Raw genomic sequence first — 18471 nt, 5'->3', positions numbered from 1 at the left:
ATGAACACCCCCACCGTGCTGTCACCGGCGTTGAGCGCCAACGACACCCGCTACCCCGGCACCAACTTCGACCTCGGCGCCATCACCGTCATCACCGCACCCACCCACGGCAGGATCACCCAAGGCGCCGACGGCACCCTGACCTACCGACCCGACACCGGCTACCGCGGCACCGACACCTTCACCTACACCCTCGCCGCAGCCAGCCCCGACATCCCCGCCTCCAACACCGCCACCGTCACCATGACGGTTGTCGACAACCTCCCACCGACCGCCGTGAACGACGCCGCGACGGTCGCCGAGGACAGCACCGGCGCCATCATCGACGTGCTCTCCAACGACACCGACACCGACGCCGGCCCGAAGAGGGTGCAAAGCGTAAGTGACCCCGCCCGCGGAGCCGCGCTCGTCACCGCCAACGGATCCGCGGTCCGCTACACCCCCGATCCCGACTTCAACGGCACGGACGCCTTCACGTACACGGTCAACGGCGGATCCACCGCTACCGTTAGCGTCCGCGTCGTCCCGGACACGTTCACCGCCACCGTCGGAACACCCGATGCGGACGGCACCGTCACTGGCGCGGCGATGTTCGCCACCCCGGGTCCCCGAGCGGTGACCTACACCATCACCCGTCCGCCCACGCAGGGGCGCTTGATCTTCAGCTCGACGACTGGGGCATTCACCTACGCTCCGACGAACGCCGCCAGGCTCGCCGCCACCGCGACCGCCACCGACACCTTCACGGTGAGCGCCTCCGACGGCTTGAGGACCGCCACGGAAACCGTGACCGTTCCGGTCAGGGCAGCCGCGTTCATCTTCTCCGGCAGCGTGACCGCCGGGTACTCGCCGGCTGCTCTGACGATCAGTCCCGGCGGCACACAGATCTACATCGCCGGCGCCGACGGGGTGTCGGTATTCGACAGGGCGACGAACACCGTCACCCACACCATCCTCGTCGGATCGTCTCCCATCGCGGCGACGGTCAATTCGAACGGCACGCAGGTCTACGTCGCCAACCAGGACAGCGCGTCGGTGTCGGTCATCGACACCGCCACCAACACCGTCACCCACACCATCGCCGTCGGATCGTTACCCACCTCGGTGGCCGTCAGCCCGGACGGCACGCAGGTCTACGTCGCCAACCAGGGCAGCGCCTCGGTCTCGGTCATTGACACCGCCACCAACGCCGTCACCCACACCATCGGCGTGGGATCCGGTCCTCTCGCGGTGGCGGTCAGCCCCGACGGCAAGCACTTATACGTCGCGAACTCCGACAGCAATACGGTGTCGGTGATCGACACCGCCACACAGACCGTCACCGACATCGCCGTCGCACGGCCCGTCGCGGTGGCGATCAGCCCCGACGGCCACCGGCTCTACGTCGCCAACAGAACCAGCGACTCGGTGTCGGTGATCAACACCGCAACCAACACCGTCACCCACACCATCATCGTCGAAAGCCTTCCGGGCGCTCTGGCGATTACCCCCGACGGCACCCGGGTCTACGTCGCCAATTTCGCCAGCAGATCGGTGTCGGTGATCGACACCGCCACCAACACCGTCAAAGACACCATCAGGCCCTGGTCGGGTCCAGTCTCTCCGCGCCAACTGGCAGTAGCCCCGAACGGCGACCTTCTCTACGTGATCGACACCAACGGCGCGGTGACCGTGTTCGACACCACCACCAACACCATCGCGGGCGCTCCCATCCCGGTGGGGTCCGGCCCGGTCTCGGTGGCAGTCAGCCCCAACAGCACAGACGTCTACGTCGCCAACGACGACGACAACACGGTCTCAGTCATCGACATCGCCTCCAAGACGGTCACCAACACCATCGTCGTCGGAGGGGCTCCCAATGCGGTAGCGGCGAGCGCCGACGGCCAATGGCTCTACGTCGCCAACAGAAACGGCGGATCGGTGTCGGTGATCCGCACCGCCACCAACACCGTCACCAACACCATCCCCGTCGGAACACGTCCCGTCGAATTGGCCGTCAGCCCCGACGGCACACGCGTGTACGTCGCGAATAGCTTCAGCCCGTACGCGAATAGCCTCAGTGAAACGGTGTCGGTAATCGACACCATCACCCGCGAGGTCATCGCCGTCGTCCCCGTCGGATCCCCGGATGGAATAGCAGTCAGCCACAGCGGCACACACGTGTACGTCACCAGCTACGGTGACAACACGGTGTCGGTGATCGACACCACCACCAACACGATCGCCGACATCATTCACGTCGGATCCTCCCCGGCCGCCTTAGCGGTCAGCCATGACGGCAGCCTGCTCTACGTCGCCAACAACTCGGGCGACACGGTGTCCGTGGTCGACTCCGCCACCAACACCGTCACCGACACCATCTCCGTCGGAACCTCCCCTGACGGAATCGCGGTCAGTCCAGACGGCAGTCTGCTGTACGTCACCAATGCCGGCGACAACACGATGTCCGTGATCGACACCGCCACCAACGCCGTTATCCGAGTCATCCCCGTCGGATCGCGTCCGGCCGCGGTAGCGGTCAGCACGGACGGCACTCACGTCTTCGTGGCGAACGAATTCGGCAATACGCTGTCGGTGGTGAACCTCGACTGATCCCACGGGCGCAGAGGTTTCGGGGTTTGCGGCATCCGACCGCGTGAGATCAGGGCAGCAGGACGTACGACATTCCGGGGACTTCCTTGACGTCGCGACCGTTGAACACGCCGGGGCCGCCGAGGGACACGTTGTTCATTTCGGTGATGTGTATCCATCGGCCATCGGGGCGCTGTGACACCGAGTCCACCCACCCGACGTGCCCGATGGGACCCGCGCCGGCGACACCGGGTTGGAACACCACGATCGACCGCTCGCGGGCGTCGGTGACGACCGTCCAGCCCGCGGCCGCCGCCGAATCGCCCCATGACAGCGCGTTACCGAGCATGGCCGGATACGACCCGCTGGCCTCGAACCACTTCTGCGCGGCCCCCCAGGTGCACTGGCCGGGCGCTCCCGGATTCGATCCCTGGGTCCGGCCCGTCGTGCGGCTCGCATCCACGACGGTGGCCGGCTGGCTCGTCGCGCTCGACGGCGCCGCGCTGCATTCCGGGGCGGCGACTTTGAGCGTGCCGGTTTCGATGTCGGCGTCGGACACGAAGTGGCCGTCCGACGTCTGATACCAGAGGTCGTTCCCCTGGCCCGCGACGGCGGCGCTGAACAGCCCGGCGGTACCCGCGCCGCGCTTGGAGCAGACGAGCGTCAGTTGGTCGCCTGGTTGATAGCTGCCGTCCTGGCGCGCAGTCGGGCTGGCGTCGGACATCCGCTGGGTCTCGACTTCGACGGTCGCGCTGGTGTCGGCTGACGCCGTGGGCACCTCACCGACGAGCGGCGTGCCCAGGGCGGTGACGGCTGTGATGACGACGAAAGCGCGAAGGCGATGAGGTCCTCCGAAATGGAACGACACGAGTCCTCCCGCGTGTGGCCTTTCCCCGACCCACAATGATCGGTATAGCAGAATCGGGACCACCGCACAGCAAATAACGAATAGATCACAGCCCCGACTTCCGCCGAGTACAGCGCGATGCGCTGCGGCGACCGGCAATGACACGGGTGTCAATTTCGTATTCACCTGCATGCCTGAATGCGCCTCGAGCGAATTCAGCCGCTTTCGCTACACATTCCGCCGCGTGACAATAAATGGACTTTCGGCCGGGACGACGGCAGTGCCGTTAGAGCCTCAGCGTCACGCCGAGCAGCGCGATGACGCCGAAGCCCGCGATCAACACCGCCACGACTCCTGCCACCGAGTACGGCATGGGCCCGAACTCGGCCCGCAGGGTCTTCAGCGCCTGGCGGTGCTGCAGCCAGGCCAACACCAGCGCCGTCAGCCCGATCACGATCGAGACCACGCCGATCATCTGAGGGCTCACCCACGGCTCGCTCAACCGCTCCGACTCCTCGAGGAAGCGGAAGAGCTGATACACCGTGAAGCCGAACGCGATCAACGAGGTCGCGGTGCGGACCCACGCCATCATCGTCCGTTCCTGAGCCAGGCGGGTGCGTTGGGCGGCGAGGCGGGTGTTGGCGTCCAAGCGGCCGAGCCTACGCCGACGCGGATGACGAACGCTTCGTAATCAGCCTCCCGGCTCCCACTCGAAGACGAACTCGTGGGGCCCGATCCGGATCCGGTCGCCGTTGGCGAGCGCCGCACTCCCCCGAATCCGGCGATCCTGCACGTACACCCCGTTGGCCGAGCGCAGATCGGTGACGACGAACATCGCACCCGTGTCGCTGACGACGGCGTGGTGGCGACTGATGTCGACGTCGTCGAGCACCACGTCGTTGTCCGTGAGCCTGCCGATGCGGGTGGCCGCCCCGACCAGAGCGTGCACCTCGCCGGACCGTGCCCGCAGCCGCGCCGCGCCGAGCCGGCCGGAGGCCGTCCGGCCGTCGAGGGTGTCGGCGCGCGCCGACGCGACGGTCAACGCCGACCGTCGGACGTCGAGTACCTCCTGGCGCAGCACGCTCTCATGCAGCGCTCGCAGTGTCGGCCCCGGCTCGATGCCGAGGTCGCCGTCGAGTGCGGTCCGCAGCCGACGGTAGGCACCGAGGGCATCGGACTGCCGTTCCGCAACGTGATAGGCGATGATCAGCTGCGCCCACAGCGGCTCGCGGTAGGGATGCTCGACCGTGAGACGCTCAAGCTCTCCGATGACGGAATTTCCGCGCCCGCAGGCGATTTCGGCTTCCGCCCACGCAATCTGCGCATCGACCCGCTCCTCGCCGAGCGCGGCGGCGAAGGACTCGGCGAAGTCGAGATCGCCGAGATCCTCCAACGCCCGGCCGCGCCACTCCGCCAGGGCGGACGCCAAATGCCTGCTGGCCTCGTCGAACCTGCCCGCGGCGGCCGCGCGGATGCCGGCAGCCTGCCCAACGGCGAATCGTCCAGCGTCGCAATCGGCGTCGGGAACCCCCAGCCGATAGCCCGGCGGTGCGGCGGCCAGCAGACTGCGGCCGTCGACACCAGCGTCGTTGAGCAGTCGGCGCAACGCGGCCACGTAGGTGTGCAGACTGGCCCGCGCCTCCCGCCGGGCTCGCTCACCCCACGTCGCGTCGATGATCGCATCACTGCTCACCACGCGGTTGCGGTTGAGCAGCAGCACGGCGAGCACTGCGCGCTGCTTCCTCGACCCCAGCGGGACCGGTGCGCCGTCGACCGTCATCTGCAACGGACCCAGCACTCCGAAGCCCACCCGGCTCAGCATGGATCCGCTTGCGGCTCCGCCGTTCCCGTATCCACCCACACGTCCGGAACGAACCCGAGATCGGCGCCGTCCCTGGCGGTTCGGACCTTGTCCCACACCGGCGTCAAGATCGTCGGCCCGCCGTCGGCACCGGGGCCCTCCACGATGTCGCCGATCATCACGCACACGATGAAGACTTCGGATTGATACGGTAGGCGGCCGGTCACCGGCGCCGTTAGCTTCGGATCGGTGCGCACCTCGACGGCGGGTTGCTGCAGCACGTAGCCCCGGAACATCGCGTCCGCGGTGGAGGGGGACGTGTCGGCGGTCGTCGTCGGCGGTACCGTCGCGTCGGACCCCGACTGGCGGACCTGCAGACCGATCACCACGCCGACGGCGCCGAGCAGCAGTGCCGCCGCAACGGCGATCACCGTCGGCGCCAACCGGTTCCGCCGCTGAGGGACCACATCGGAGGGTGCGTCCGGCGCGGACAGTGCGACGTCGGCCGGCAACGCCAGCGTCGACCGATCCACTCCCCCCGTCGCTCCACTGCCGCCCGCGCCGTCGACCGCCCGTTGCGCCGCCCGGACGAGACCACCGGCGGTGCCGTACCGGTCGTCGGGGTCCTTGGCCATGCCCCTGGCGATGACGGCGTCGAACGCCACCGGCACCCGCGGGTTCGCCGCACTCGGACGCGGCGGCGGCGACGCCAGGTGCGCCCCGACGACGTTCTGCAGGCTGTCGAGAGCGAACGGACTGTCCCCCGTCAGCGCCTCGTAGAGCACGCACGCCAGCGCGTACACGTCGACCGCGGGCGTGGCGCCCTGCGAGGTGAACCGTTCGGGCGCCATGTAGTGCACGGTGCCGACGGGCGTCCCGTCGGTCGTCAGCCGGGTGTCGCCCCGCGTCTCGGCGATCCCGAAGTCGACCAGATAGGCGAAGTCGGCGTCGGTGACGATGATGTTGTGCGGCTTGATGTCCCGGTGCATCAGCCCCTCGGCGTGCGCCGCATCGAGGGCCGCGCCGATCTGGGCGATGACGGCCACCGCCCGCTCCGGTGTCAGCGGGCCCTCGGCGATCAGCTGGTCGAGCGTCCGCCCCCGCACCAGCCTCATGTCGATGTACAGCCGGCCGTCGATCTCGCCCCAGTCGTGGATCGGAATCACGTGCGGTTCCTGCAGGATCGCCGCCGCATGGGACTCGCGCTGAAACCGCGCGCGGAACGTCGGGTCGGTCGAGAAGCGGTCGGCCAGGATCTTCAACGCGACGGTGCGGTTCTTGTCGTTGTCGTGGGCCTCGTACACCTCACCCATCCCGCCCTTCCCGAGCAGGCTGATGACGGTGTACTTGCCGAACGTCGACCCGACGCGCGACCCCACCTCGAAACCCTCGCTCCCGTCGGGCACACAGGCAGTGTGTCCCACTCCGCCAGGGCGTGCACACGTTTAATCCGCTCACGATGCTCACGAATCCCAGATCGGCCCGAAGGCCGGAACGCCGCACCGCTCGAGTCCGTGCACGACCCGCCAGGTCACCGCGCGATTGGAGACGCAGATGACGGCCTCGGCGCCCGAGTCCAGGTACGCGGCGTACGCCAGGGCCGGCACGTCCGGTGTGCCGAGCGTGCCGGTGTCCCAGATCGTCGCGTCGGGCTGGGCGGCGAGGATCTCGTCGACGAAGGCGTCACCGTAGGTGTCCCGCGGGTTCCTGGTCACCCAGACCAGCCGAGCCGGAACGGAGTCGTCGAGCAGGTGGCCGAGCACGGGCCCGACGCCGCTGCCGGTCGCCACGATGACGACCTTCGTGAACAGCTTGCGCACATTGGCCACGCCGACGGCGGGGATCCCGCGCACCCACACGTGCTCGGGCGGCGAGTCGATGAAGTCCGACGTCCAGTCGCCGGCACGGGAGACGAGCATGCGGTATCCCGCGTCCCCGGCCGCGGCGGGCACGTTGGCGAAGTGGTGCCACCCCATGACGGGTCGACGGCTGATCGGGCGGGTCGTGCCGACGGCGGGGACCGCGGCGCCGTGCAGACGCACCAGCGCCGCGTGCGACGACGGCCGTTCCACGGTGATCGGGACGCGGCGCAGCAGCAGCCACGGCCAGAGCGCCAGCGCCGCACTCACGACGGCCAACCAGAAGGACGGCGACGGGACGACCGACCCCGCGCCGGTGAACAGCACGGTGTTGAGCCAGACGAGGAGCAGCGCCGCCCACCCGCAGAACCGGTGCGTCATCTCGAAGCGATCGTGCTGGGCGGCACGCAGCCGGGGTAGCGCCATCACGACCATGACCGTGAACGTCGTGGCGATGGTGGCCCCGAGGATCAGGTGGACGTGCGACGCCTGGCCGACGCCCGCGAGCGCGTCGCGAACCATCGAGGCGACGAGCACCAGATACCAGAGCGTCCCGGCGACGGCGGTGCCGACGTGCAGTCCGCCGACGTGGTAGTACTTCCCGAGCGCCCAGCGGATTCGCAGCGGCCAGGACGTCGGCGGTCGAGTCACCAGCCAGGCCAACGCGTTGAGAACGTACTGCTGCCGAAAGACCACTGCGGCAGCGAGATTCGCCTGCGCCGTGAGCGCGACCGCCCTCAGGTCAGTGCCCGACGACGTCCACCAACCCGCTGCCGCGCCGTACCCCAACCAGCCGACGTTGACCACCAGCGCCAGCACGATGAGCCGGTTGTACTGCATCGCGCGCGGGTGCTTGAGGACCCGCCGGTGCATCGGCAGGCTCGGCGCCACCCCGCGATCACCGGCGCCGTGCGTGCGATGCCGTCCGCCGATGTAGGGCGCGGCCGGAACGAGAGCGGTCATGGCGACGAGAATCCGGGGGCGGACTCAAACGTTTCTCAAACGACGCTCGGGACCCGCGACCGGCGCTGAGGCGGAGACCCGTCAGGCCGCGCAGCCAGCATCGTTAGGCTGTGCGCCATGGCTGCAGACATCGTGCCGGTCCGGCTCGGACTGACGAAGGGTGATCTCTACACGCTCTGGGCTTCGCTGTGGCGGGATGCCGCGGACGAGTGGCAGGGCTTTCTCGGTGAGGGCGACGACCTGTACGCCTTCGAGTCCACGGCCGATCTGGTCGCGTACGTGCGGACGAGCACCGAGAACGACCTGACCGATCACCCCGCCTGGTCGGCGTTGACCGAGGCCAACGCGCACAGGCTCGACGCCCCCGAGGACCGGCAGCACGATCTCATCGGCGTGCCGGAGCTGGTGGCCGACAAGCCCACCGAGGAGTCCGTCGCCAAGCTGCTCGGCGCGCTGACCGTGGTGCAGGCCATCGGGTCGGTCTGCGACCTCGTCTCCGTCGCGAAGTTCTTCAACGGCAACCCGGTGCTCGGGTCGTTGGGCGGCGGCGTCGAGGCGTTCGCCGGGCGTGCCGGCCGCAAGCGGTGGGCGGACATCGAAGCGGCCGTCGGACGCAACTGGGACGCCATCATCGACGCGATCGACGAGCTCGTCACCGTTCCGGACGTCGACGAGGCCGCGTCGAAGAAGGCCCAGGAGGAGCTCGACGCCGACGCCCCCGAGCCGGACGAGGACGAGGAGTTGGTGATCGACGACGTCGTCGACACCGACGAGGAGCACGACGCACTGGCGGCTGAGGCCGAGGACCAGGTGCTGGGCAGCGACGAGGACTTCTGGGTGCAGGTCGGCATCGACCCGATCAGGGTGATGACGAGCTCCGGCACGTACTACACGCTGCGGTGCTACTTCAACGACGAGCCCCGCTTCCTCGGCCGCAACGGCCGCATCAACGTGTTCACCTCCGAGCGCGCGCTGGCCCGCTACCTCGCCGACGAGCACGAGAGCGACCTGTCGGGCTTCAGCACGTTCGAGGACATCCGCACCGCCGCGACGGACGGCTCGCTGCAGATCAGGGTCGCCGACGAGAACGTCTACGTGCTCAGCGGGCTGTCGGACGACCTGGCCGACGGTCCCGACGCCGTCGACCGCGACCAGCTCGAGCTCGCCGTCGAACTGCTGCGCGACGTCAGTGAGTACGCCGAGGACACCTCGGTCGAGGAGGCTCTCGAGGTAGACGAGCCGCTGGGGCGCTTCGTGGCCCACGCGCTGTCGCCGGAGAAGGTGACCAAGCCGCCGGCGCCCTACGCCAAGGCCGTCGAGCAGTGGGACAAGCTCGAGGCGTTCGTGGAGTCGCGCTTCAGGCAGGAATAGAGGATCTGCGAGGCAGGAATGATGAGTTTCGGGTAGTCCGGCGGTCTACTGGGCATGAATCTCAACGTCCCAGGGGCGCGGCTCCACTACGAGGTCCGCGGGGCGGGCCCGCTGCTCGTCATCGTCGGCTCGCCGATGGCCGCCGCCGAATTCACCGCGATCGCACACGCCATGGCCACTGACCGCACCGTCGTCACGCTCGATCCGCGTGGTTACGGCGCCAGCGGGCTGGACGATCCGGACAGCCCGTCGACCCCCGACATCCGCGCCGACGACGTGGTCGCGATTCTCGACGAGCTGGGTGCCGAAACCGCCGACGTGTTCGGCTCCAGCGGGGGCGCCGTCACCGGCTTGGCGCTCGTCACGAATCATCCCGGCCGGGTAGGCATGCTGATCGCCCACGAACCACCGCTCCTGGAGCTGCTGCCCGACGCCGTGGCACAGCGTGCAGCGACGGACTCCATCATTGCGACGTTCCACCGCGACGGACCGGGTCCCGCGTGGGGCGCCTTCATGGTCAACGCGGGATTCGAGCCCGGCGACGGCCCGCCGCCCGGCCCCGAGCCGACCGCATCGGAGATGGCGCGTCAGCTCGCCGAATCGGCGCGGTTCTTCGACCACGACCTGCCATCCACGACGCGCTACGTGCCTGACGCCGAGTCGCTGCGGGAGTCGACGACCCGGGTGGTGATCGGCTTGGGCGAGACGTCCGCGCGCCTGCTGACCGCGGCGACGTCACGCGCTGCGTCGTCGTTGCTCGGCGCTCAATTGGCGATGTTCCCCGGCGGCCACGGGGGATTCATGGAGGCGCCGGGCGCGTTCGCCGACAGGTTGCGCGAGGTGCTGGCTCAGCCGATCAACACCGCGTAGCGCGGCTTGATGACCTCGTCGATGATCGACAGCCGCTCGTCGAACGGGATGAACGACGATTTCATCGCGTTGATGGTGAAGCGCTGCAGATCACTCCAGCCGTAGTCGAACGCGTTGACGAGGTGCAGCATCTCCTCGCTCATCGTGGTGTCGCTCATGAGCCGGTTGTCGGTGTTCACCGTGACGCGGAAGCGCAGCCGCGCCAACAGGTCGAACGGATGGCCCTCGATACTGGGGGCAGCACCGGTCTGCACGTTCGACGACGGGCACATCTCGAACGGAATCCGCTTGTCCCGCAACAGCGATGCGAGCCGACCGAGCCGGACTTCGCCGTCGGGCATCCGCTCGATGTCGTCGACGATCCGCACGCCGTGACCCAGCCGGTCAGCGCCGCAGAACGCGATGGCCTCGTGGATCGACGGCAACCCGAACGCCTCACCGGCGTGAATGGTGAACCGCGCGTTGTTGTTCCGCATGTACTCGAACGCGTCGAGATGCCGCGACGGCGGGTAGCCGGCCTCGGCGCCCGCGATGTCGAACCCGACGACGCCCTTGTCCCGGAATCGGATGGCCAGTTCGGCGATCTCCCGAGACCGCGCCGCGTGGCGCATCGCCGTGACCAGGCAGCGCACCACGATCGGCTTGCCGTCCGCAGCCGCCGCCTTCTCCCCGTCGGCGAACCCGGCCAGCACGGCGTCGGTGACCTGATCCAGCGTCAGCCCGCGTTCGATGTGCAACTCGGGAGCGAACCGGACCTCCGCGTAGACGACCGCGTCGGCGGCCAGGTCCTCGACGCACTCGTAGGCCACCCGGTGCAGCGCCTCGGGCGTCTGCATCACGCCGACGGTGTGCGCGAACGGCTCCAGGTATCGAACCAGCGACCCGCTGTGTGCTCGGGTGCGAAACCAGGTCGCGAGCTCGTCGACGTCGTGGGCGGGCAGGTCGTCGTACCCGAACTCGTCGGCCAGGGCGAGGACCGTCGCAGGCCGCAGGCCGCCGTCGAGGTGGTCGTGCAGCAGCGCCTTGGGAGCCTGCCGGATGCCGTCGAGTGTCAGCGGTGTCGTCATGACTCGATCCTGTCGATGATGAGCGGATGGATCTCCGGGGCGTCATCGCCGACGGACCAGCCGCCGTCGAGTTCGGCCAGCGCGGGACCGAACCGCTCCGGGGTGTCGGTGTAGAGCGTGAACAGGGTGTCGCCCGCAGCGACGGGATCGCCGGGCCTGCGGTGCATGCGGAGGCCGGCGCCGAACTGCACCTGCGCACCGGGTGCGGAACGGCCCGCACCAAGCCGCCACACCGCCAGTCCCACCGCCATCGCGTCGATGTCTCCCATCGTGCCACCGCGTGGGGCCACCACGGTCTCGGAATGGGCACCCTCGGGCAGCGGTTGCGACAGGTCGCCGCCCTGGGCCGCGACGAGCGCGCGGAAGCAGTCCATTGCCGAGCCGTCGGCCAGGGTGTCGGCGGGATCGCGCCCGTCGATCCCGGCGGCGTCGAGCATCTCGCGGGCCAGCGCCAGGGTCAGTTCGACGACGTCCTCCGGGCCTCCGCCGGCCAGCACGTCGATCGACTCCGCGACCTCGACCGCATTGCCGATCGCCAGCCCCAGCGGCACGTTCATGTCGGTGAGCAGCGCGCGCGTCGCCACCCCGTGCGCCTCGCCGAGGGCGACCATCGTGCGCGCCAGCTCGTACGACTCGGGCAGCGTCTTGAGGAACGCACCCCGTCCCACCTTGGTGTCGAGGACGAGCGCGTCGGCACCCTCCGCGAGCTTCTTGCTCATGACCGAGCTGGCGATCAGGGGCAGCGACTCGGTGGTACCGGTGACATCGCGCAGCGCGTAGATCTTGCGGTCGGCGGGAGCCAGATCGCCCGCCGCGAAGATCGCGGCGCCGATGTCCTGAAGCTGTCCGCGGATGCGGTCACCGGACAGTTCGGCGGTGAACCCGGCGATGCTCTCGAGCTTGTCCAGCGTGCCCCCGGTGTGGCCGAGGCCCCGGCCCGCCGCCTGAGGAACCGCTCCGCCACAGGCCATCACGACGGGCACCAGCGGGATGGTGATCTTGTCCCCTACCCCACCCGTGGAGTGCTTGTCCACCAACCGCAGGGGCTTACCGTCGCGCCGCAGATCGCCGAAATCGAACCGCGCACCCGACGCGATCATGGCCGACGTCCACCGGGAGATCTCGGCTCCGGTCATGCCGCGCAGGAAGATCGCCATCAGCAGGGCCGACATCTGCGCGTCGTGCACCCGCCCGTGGGTGTAGCCGTCGATCACCCAGTCGATGGCGTCGTCGGACAGCACCCCGCCGTCGCGCTTGGTGCGGATGACGGTGGGGGCGTCGAACGCCGGGGTCACGGCGTCGCCCCGCGCGCCAGGTCGTCGGGCCCGAAGGCGTCGGGCAGCAGTTCGTACAGGGGCCGGGGACCCGCCGGGTGATCGATCAGCATCTCGGGACCGCCGTGCTCGAACAGCACCTGACGGCACCGCCCGCAGGGCATCAGCGGGTTGCCGGATCCGTCGACACACGCCAGGGCGACCAGTCGTCCGCCACCGCTGGAGACTAGGGCGCAGGCAACAGCACACTCGGCGCAGAGACCCAGGCCATATGAGACATTCTCCACATTGCAGCCCACGATCACCCTGCCGTCGTCCACCAGCGCGGCCGCTCCGACGGGGTAGTCGGAGTACGGCGCGTAGGCGCGTCGCGAGACGTCGATCGCGCTGTCGCGCAACACTTTCCAGTCGATTTCGGGTGCCATCTCAGCCCTCCCCAGTGAATTCTGAATGCATTCCGAAGCTCCCCTCCCGGCGCAGCGTACGTGAGGAAGGTAACGCCAGACTCGGCCATTACCGTGCGGTGACGCCTCAACGGTAGTTCGTTAATCACCGGGTGTGGGATTAGAGTCGCCACCAGGTATCGGGCAGGATTTTCGGCCTCTTTCGGGGCGATTCCGAGCCCGAGCATCCACCGTAGGCGTTGGAGGATTCGACGTGAGTACAGCTACCGCGGCTGATTCGGATATCCCGGCTCCGCGATCGTCACCGCGCAGGCGTCGCACGCTGTATCGCGGCGACCCGGGCATGTGGTCGTGGGTACTGCATCGCATCACCGGTGCGACGATCTTCTTCTTCCTCTTCGTGCACGTGCTCGACACGGCACTGGTCCGGGTCAGCCCGCAGGCCTACAACGAGATCATCGAGACCTACAAGACGCCGCTGATCGGGCTGATGGAACTCGGCCTCGTGGTGGCCGTGCTGTACCACGCGCTCAACGGCATTCGGGTGATCCTGATCGACTTCTGGCAGCACGGACCGAAGTACCAGCGACTGATGTTGTGGATCGTGCTCGGGATCTGGATCTCGCTGATCGCCGTCTCAGTGGGCGTGATCGGCATGCACATGGCGGAGCGTTTCCTATGAGTCGCGAGAACCCCTACGACCACATAAGCGAGCGCGGTGGCCCGGCGCCCGTGATGCAGCGCAGCTTCGACCGTCCTGCGGGACTGGACAACCCGCGCTCGCCGCGGCGCGCCTCGGCGATGCCGAACTTCGAGAAGTACGCCTGGCTGTTCATGCGCTTCTCGGGTCTGGTCCTCGTCTTCCTCGCGCTCGGGCACCTCTTCATCATGTTGTTCTGGGAGGACGGGGTGTACCGCATCGACTTCAACTACGTCGCAGAGCGCTGGGCGTCGCCGTTCTGGCAGACCTGGGACCTGTTGCTACTGTGGCTCGCTCAGCTGCACGGCGGCAACGGCATGCGCACGATCATCGCAGACTACGCCCGCAAGGACTCGACGAAGTTCTGGCTGAATACCCTGCTGGCACTGTCGGTTCTGTTCACCCTGGTGCTCGGCACCTACGTGCTGCTGACGTTCGACGCGAACATCTCGTAGAAGGACAGTGGGCTCGAATGATTATTGAACACCGCTACGACGTCGTCATCGTGGGTGCCGGCGGCGCGGGGATGCGCGCAGCCGTCGAGGCGGGACCGCGGGCCCGCACCGCGGTGCTGACGAAGCTCTACCCGACGCGCAGCCACACCGGCGCGGCCCAGGGCGGCATGTGCGCCGCGCTCGCGAACGTCGAAGAGGACAACTGGGAGTGGCACACGTTCGACACCGTCAAGGGCGGCGATTACCTCGCCGACCAGGACGCCGTCGAGGTCATGTGCAAGGAGGCGATCGACGCCGTCCTCGACCTCGAGAAGATGGGGATGCCGTTCAACCGCACTCCCGAGGGCCGCATCGACCAGCGCCGGTTCGGCGGACACACCCGCGATCACGGCAAGGCGCCGGTGCGCCGCGCGTGCTACGCCGCCGACCGCACGGGCCACATGATCCTGCAGACGCTGTACCAGAACTGCGTCAAGCACGACGTCGAGTTCTTCAACGAGTTCTACGCGCTGGACCTGGTGCTGACCGAGACGCCGGGTGGCCCGGTCGCGACCGGTGTCGTCGCCTACGAACTCGCCAGCGGCGATGTGCACGTCTTCCACGCCAAGGCGATCGTCTTCGCGACGGGCGGCTCGGGTCGCATGTACAAGACGACGTCGAATGCCCACACGCTGACCGGCGACGGCCTCGGCATCGTGTTCCGCAAGGGACTTCCGTTGGAGGACATGGAGTTCCACCAGTTCCACCCGACGGGCCTTGCAGGCTTGGGCATTCTGATCTCCGAGGCCGTCCGCGGCGAGGGCGGCCGTCTGCTCAACGCCGACGGCGAACGCTTCATGGAGCGCTACGCGCCGACGATCGTCGACCTCGCGCCGCGTGACATCGTCGCCCGCTCCATGGTTCTCGAGGTTCTCGAGGGCCGCGGCGCCGGGCCGAACAAGGACTACGTCTACATCGACGTGCGCCACCTCGGTGCCGACGTGCTCGAGGCCAAGCTGCCCGACATCACCGAGTTCGCCCGCACCTATCTGGGCGTCGACCCGGTCACCGAACTGGTGCCGGTGTACCCGACGTGCCACTACGTGATGGGTGGTATCCCGACGACCATCCAGGGTCAGGTGCTGCGTGACAACACCAACGTGATTCCCGGCCTGTACGCGGCCGGCGAGTGCGCGTGCGTGTCGGTGCACGGCGCCAACCGCCTCGGCACCAACTCGCTGCTGGACATCAACGTGTTCGGTCGCCGCGCCGGCATCGCCGCGGCGAACTACGCCAACGGCCACGACTTCGTCGACATGCCGGAGGCTCCGGCGGCGATGGTGACCGGCTGGGTCGGCGATATCCTGTCCGACCACGGCAACGAGCGGGTCGCCGACATCCGCGGTGCGCTGCAGCAGTCGATGGACAACAACGCCGCGGTGTTCCGCACCGAGGAGACGCTGAAGCAGGCCCTGACCGACATCCACGCCCTGAAGGAGCGCTACGCGCGAATCACGGTGCACGACAAGGGCAAGCGCTACAACAGCGACCTTCTCGAGGCCATCGAGCTGGGCTTCCTGTTGGAGCTCGCCGAGGTCACGGTGGCCGGCGCGCTGAACCGCAAGGAGTCGCGCGGCGGGCACGCCCGCGAGGACTACCCGAACCGCGACGACACCAACTACATGCGGCACACGATGGCGTACAAGGAGGGTACGGACCTCCTGAGCGAGATCCGGCTGGACTACAAGCCCGTCGTCCAGACGCGGTACGAGCCGATGGAACGGAAGTACTGACCATGAGCGCACCGACTCTTCCCAAGCCCGAGACCGGCGATCCCGAACTGCCTCCCGTACCGGACGGCGCGGTGATGGTCACGATGAAGATCGCGCGGTTCAACCCCGAGGCTCCCGACGACGCCGGATTCCAGAGCTTCCAGGTCCCGTGCCTGCCGAGCGACCGGCTGCTGAACCTCCTGCACTACGTGAAGTGGTACCTCGACGGCACGCTGACGTTCCGCCGGTCCTGCGCGCACGGTGTGTGCGGCTCGGACGCCATGCGGATCAACGGCGTCAACCGGTTGGCGTGCAAGGTGCTGATGCGCGACATGCTGCCGAAGAAGCCGGGCAAGCAGCTGACGATCACGATCGAACCGATTCGCGGGCTGCCCGTCGAGAAGGACCTCGTCGTCGACATGGAGCCCTTCTTCGACGCCTTCCGCGCCGTGAAGCCGTTCCTCATCACGTCGGGCAACCCGCCGACCAAGGAGCGGATCCAGAGCCAGACCGACCGCGCCCGCTACGACGACACCACCAAGTGCATCCTGTGCGCCTGCTGCACCACCAGCTGCCCGGTGTTCTGGAACGAGGGCTCGTACTTCGGGCCCGCTGCGATCGTCAACGCGCACCGGTTCATCTTCGACAGCCGGGACGAGGGCGCCGCCGAAAGGCTCGACATCCTCAACGAGAAGGACGGGGTGTGGCGCTGCCGCACCACGTTCAACTGCACCGAGGCCTGTCCCCGCGGCATCCAGGTCACCAAGGCGATTCAAGAGGTCAAGCGCGCGCTGATGTTCGCCCGCTGACCGGAACCGGACGTGTAGGGGGCCTCGTCGGGTAACACCGCGACGCCGATCGACGATGTTCACTCCAGTAAGGAGTGCGCGTTCAACCACGAGTCGCGCCCGAAACATCCCGCGTTCACCCGGCCGCGCGCGTGCGCCCGCCGGTACACCGTAGAGCGGGACACGCACGTCAACCGTGCGATCGACCACGAGGTCCCACCCATGGACGGCCATGACCGCTCCGAGTTCGACTCCGTCCGCGCCGGCCCGCACTGGCCCGAGCCGCGGCTCCCCCGCGCCAGCGAACAACTCGTCGTCCGGCGACAACTCGATTCGGACGCTCTCACCCTGCACGTGGCCGGGGTGATCGACACGATCACCGCTCCCCGACTCGCCGTCGACCTCGAACTCGCGCTCGGGTCCGGTGCGTCCCTGCTCATCGTCGATCTGACCGGGGTGGAGTTCCTCGCCGCGGCGGGCATCAACCTGCTCGTCGACGTTCAGCGCCTGACCGAGGGGCACACCACCGAGATGCGGGTGGTGGCTCGCGGCCCGGTCACCGGCAGGCCGCTGGAGGTCCTCGGGCTCGACGCCTATCTGGACGTCTACTCGTCGGTCGCCGCGGCGCGGCGCTGAGCCGGCACAGCACCGCCGAGCTGCCGTTTCGCCACCTGCTCGCCGTAGTACCGAAGGGCGACCGCCACGGCGGCCGCCACCGGCACCGCGAGGAACGCGCCGATGACACCGAAGGTCGACGCGCCGAACGTGACGGCCAGCAGGACGATCACCGCGTGTAGGTTCATCGACTTCGATTGCAGCCACGGCTGTAGGACGTTGCCCTCGAGCTGCTGTACCGCGAGGATGAGCCCCAGCACGATGAGTGCGTTCACCGGGCCGTTCGCGACCAGCGCGACCAGCACCGCGAGGCCTCCGGCGACGAACGCTCCGACGATCGGTACGAACCCGCCGATGAACGTGATGATCGCCAGGGCGTAGGCCAGCGGCACCCCGAGGATAACCAGCCCGATCCCGATGAGCACCGCATCGACCAGGCTGACCAGCGCCTGCGTCCGGATGAAGCCTCCGAGCGTGGCCCAGACGCGAGAGAGGAGCTCGGCGGCGTGCGGGGCGGCGGGCCGTCCCACGACGCGACGCAGCCAGGGGACGAAGCGCGGCCCGTCCTTCAGCAGGAAGAAGGTCACGACGAGGGCGGTGAACACGGTGACCAGGGCCGACGTCGCCGCACCCACGCCGGTGAAGACACCGGACGCGATCTGAGTGCTGCTGGAGTTCAGCCGGTCGTTGATAGCGGTGACCGCTGAATTCAGTTGCGTCTCACTGATGTTCAGCGGCGGGCCGCCCAGCCAGTCCCGCACCTGAACGACGCCTGCCGACGCCTGCTGGGCGAGCTGGGTGGACTGCTCCGCGATCGCGGGCGCCACCAGGGCGATGACACCGGCGACGACACCCGCCGCGACGAGTAGCACGACTGCGACCGCCGCCGCCGGGGCCAGGCCCTTGCCCCGCAACCAGCGCACGGGAGGCCACAGAACGGTGCACGCGATCAACGCCAGCACCACCGGCAGGATGATCACCCACGCCTCACCCACCGCCCACGCCAGCACCCAGAGCGCGGCGGCCACGGCGATGAACTGGATCGCCACCGCCGAACTCGATCGAAGGTGGGCCGTGTAGATCGACCCGCGGGTGGGGATCGACGTCGTTTCCTCGTGCACACCCCCGATGTACC

The 18471-nt window shown here is 68.4% G+C and carries 17 protein-coding genes; 8 read left to right on the top strand and 9 right to left on the bottom strand.

The window, feature by feature from the left end; genetic code table 11:
* The coding region (locus NM203_RS33570; RefSeq protein ID WP_408633446.1) for a beta-propeller fold lactonase family protein at positions 1-2592 on the top strand (2592 nt) is incomplete at its 5' end.
* Between the two features lie 49 nt (positions 2593-2641).
* Here NM203_RS33570 and NM203_RS31910 read toward each other — a convergent pair.
* The 5 genes from NM203_RS31910 to NM203_RS31890 form a co-directional block, all read right to left on the bottom strand.
* The gene (locus NM203_RS31910) at positions 2642-3439 is read right to left on the bottom strand and encodes a CHAP domain-containing protein (RefSeq protein ID WP_255064991.1); all 798 of its coding nucleotides are present in this window, start codon (positions 3437-3439) and stop codon (positions 2642-2644) included.
* A 265-nt stretch (positions 3440-3704) separates the two neighbouring features.
* Entirely contained in the window at positions 3705-4067 is a 363-nt protein-coding gene (locus NM203_RS31905; protein WP_255064989.1) for a YidH family protein, read from the bottom strand.
* A gap of 42 nt (positions 4068-4109) precedes the next feature.
* Positions 4110-5240 carry a BTAD domain-containing putative transcriptional regulator gene (locus NM203_RS31900; RefSeq protein ID WP_255064987.1) on the bottom strand — a complete coding sequence of 377 codons (1131 nt, stop codon included), beginning with the start codon at positions 5238-5240 and terminating at the stop codon, positions 4110-4112.
* Complete coding sequence (locus tag NM203_RS31895; protein ID WP_408633445.1) at positions 5234-6625, bottom strand: serine/threonine-protein kinase; 1392 nt, start codon at positions 6623-6625, stop codon at positions 5234-5236. The genes NM203_RS31900 and NM203_RS31895 overlap by 7 nt, the downstream gene beginning before the upstream one ends.
* Positions 6626-6682: 57 nt before the next feature.
* Positions 6683-8041 carry an FNR domain-containing protein gene (locus tag NM203_RS31890; protein ID WP_255064978.1) on the bottom strand — a complete coding sequence of 453 codons (1359 nt, stop codon included), beginning with the start codon at positions 8039-8041 and terminating at the stop codon, positions 6683-6685.
* Positions 8042-8158: 117 nt separating this feature from the next.
* On the opposite strand from NM203_RS31890, the gene satS reads away from it, so the two are divergent.
* Together satS and NM203_RS31880 are read left to right on the top strand one after the other, a co-directional pair.
* Positions 8159-9412 (top strand): protein export chaperone SatS, encoded by a 1254-nt coding sequence (satS, locus tag NM203_RS31885; RefSeq protein WP_255064973.1) that lies wholly within the window; start codon positions 8159-8161, stop codon positions 9410-9412.
* A 54-nt stretch (positions 9413-9466) separates the two neighbouring features.
* Entirely contained in the window at positions 9467-10282 is an 816-nt protein-coding gene (locus NM203_RS31880; protein ID WP_255064971.1) for an alpha/beta fold hydrolase, read from the top strand.
* Here the strand turns inward: NM203_RS31880 and NM203_RS31875 are convergent.
* Genes NM203_RS31875 through NM203_RS31865 form a run of 3 tightly spaced genes read right to left on the bottom strand, consistent with a single transcriptional unit; the run spans position 10261 to position 13048 of the window.
* Complete coding sequence (locus NM203_RS31875) at positions 10261-11349, bottom strand: adenosine deaminase (RefSeq protein ID WP_255064970.1); 1089 nt, start codon at positions 11347-11349, stop codon at positions 10261-10263. The genes NM203_RS31880 and NM203_RS31875 overlap by 22 nt on opposite strands.
* Complete coding sequence (locus NM203_RS31870; RefSeq protein ID WP_255064965.1) at positions 11346-12644, bottom strand: thymidine phosphorylase; 1299 nt, start codon at positions 12642-12644, stop codon at positions 11346-11348. The genes NM203_RS31875 and NM203_RS31870 overlap by 4 nt, the downstream gene beginning before the upstream one ends.
* Positions 12641-13048 (bottom strand): cytidine deaminase, encoded by a 408-nt coding sequence (locus NM203_RS31865; RefSeq protein ID WP_255064963.1) that lies wholly within the window; start codon positions 13046-13048, stop codon positions 12641-12643. Before NM203_RS31865 ends, NM203_RS31870 begins: the two co-directional genes overlap by 4 nt.
* A 232-nt stretch (positions 13049-13280) precedes the next feature.
* On the opposite strand from NM203_RS31865, the gene sdhC reads away from it, so the two are divergent.
* From sdhC to NM203_RS31840, 5 genes are all read left to right on the top strand, one after another.
* The gene (sdhC, locus tag NM203_RS31860; protein WP_255064962.1) at positions 13281-13709 is read left to right on the top strand and encodes a succinate dehydrogenase, cytochrome b556 subunit; all 429 of its coding nucleotides are present in this window, start codon (positions 13281-13283) and stop codon (positions 13707-13709) included.
* Positions 13706-14182: a succinate dehydrogenase hydrophobic membrane anchor subunit gene (locus NM203_RS31855; protein ID WP_255064961.1), complete on the top strand. Its 477-nt coding sequence runs from the start codon at positions 13706-13708 to the stop codon at positions 14180-14182. The genes sdhC and NM203_RS31855 overlap by 4 nt, the downstream gene beginning before the upstream one ends.
* Positions 14183-14199: 17 nt before the next feature.
* Positions 14200-15954, top strand: a complete 1755-nt coding sequence (gene sdhA, locus NM203_RS31850) for a succinate dehydrogenase flavoprotein subunit (RefSeq protein WP_255064959.1) — start codon at positions 14200-14202, stop codon at positions 15952-15954.
* A 2-nt stretch (positions 15955-15956) separates the two neighbouring features.
* Positions 15957-16742, top strand: coding sequence for a succinate dehydrogenase iron-sulfur subunit (locus NM203_RS31845; protein ID WP_255064958.1), 786 nt, complete (start codon positions 15957-15959; stop codon positions 16740-16742).
* Between the two features lie 201 nt (positions 16743-16943).
* Positions 16944-17357, top strand: a complete 414-nt coding sequence (locus NM203_RS31840) for an STAS domain-containing protein (RefSeq protein ID WP_255064957.1) — start codon at positions 16944-16946, stop codon at positions 17355-17357.
* Here the strand turns inward: NM203_RS31840 and NM203_RS31835 are convergent.
* Positions 17327-18457 carry an AI-2E family transporter gene (locus NM203_RS31835; protein ID WP_255065011.1) on the bottom strand — a complete coding sequence of 377 codons (1131 nt, stop codon included), beginning with the start codon at positions 18455-18457 and terminating at the stop codon, positions 17327-17329. The genes NM203_RS31840 and NM203_RS31835 overlap by 31 nt on opposite strands.
* Between the last annotated feature and the right edge of the window lie 14 nt (positions 18458-18471).

The organism is Mycolicibacterium arenosum, from assembly GCF_024320865.1.
Lineage (GTDB): Bacteria > Actinomycetota > Actinomycetes > Mycobacteriales > Mycobacteriaceae > Mycobacterium > Mycobacterium arenosum.
This window is presented reverse-complemented; position numbering and strand designations above follow the sequence as displayed.

What these genes read in the sequence shown, in the direction of transcription:
- sdhA (WP_255064959.1), top strand. Translation starts at nt 14,200, where the DNA reads ATGATTATTGAACACCGCTACGACGTCGTCATCGTGGGTGCCGGCGGC.
- NM203_RS31880 (WP_255064971.1), top strand. Translation starts at nt 9,467, where the DNA reads ATGAATCTCAACGTCCCAGGGGCGCGGCTCCACTACGAGGTCCGCGGG.
- satS (WP_255064973.1), top strand. Translation starts at nt 8,159, where the DNA reads ATGGCTGCAGACATCGTGCCGGTCCGGCTCGGACTGACGAAGGGTGAT.
- NM203_RS31855 (WP_255064961.1), top strand. Translation starts at nt 13,706, where the DNA reads ATGAGTCGCGAGAACCCCTACGACCACATAAGCGAGCGCGGTGGCCCG.
- NM203_RS31875 (WP_255064970.1), bottom strand. Translation starts at nt 11,349, where the DNA reads ATGACGACACCGCTGACACTCGACGGCATCCGGCAGGCTCCCAAGGCG.
- NM203_RS31840 (WP_255064957.1), top strand. Translation starts at nt 16,944, where the DNA reads ATGGACGGCCATGACCGCTCCGAGTTCGACTCCGTCCGCGCCGGCCCG.
- NM203_RS31900 (WP_255064987.1), bottom strand. Translation starts at nt 5,240, where the DNA reads ATGCTGAGCCGGGTGGGCTTCGGAGTGCTGGGTCCGTTGCAGATGACG.
- NM203_RS31890 (WP_255064978.1), bottom strand. Translation starts at nt 8,041, where the DNA reads ATGACCGCTCTCGTTCCGGCCGCGCCCTACATCGGCGGACGGCATCGC.
- NM203_RS31865 (WP_255064963.1), bottom strand. Translation starts at nt 13,048, where the DNA reads ATGGCACCCGAAATCGACTGGAAAGTGTTGCGCGACAGCGCGATCGAC.
- NM203_RS31845 (WP_255064958.1), top strand. Translation starts at nt 15,957, where the DNA reads ATGAGCGCACCGACTCTTCCCAAGCCCGAGACCGGCGATCCCGAACTG.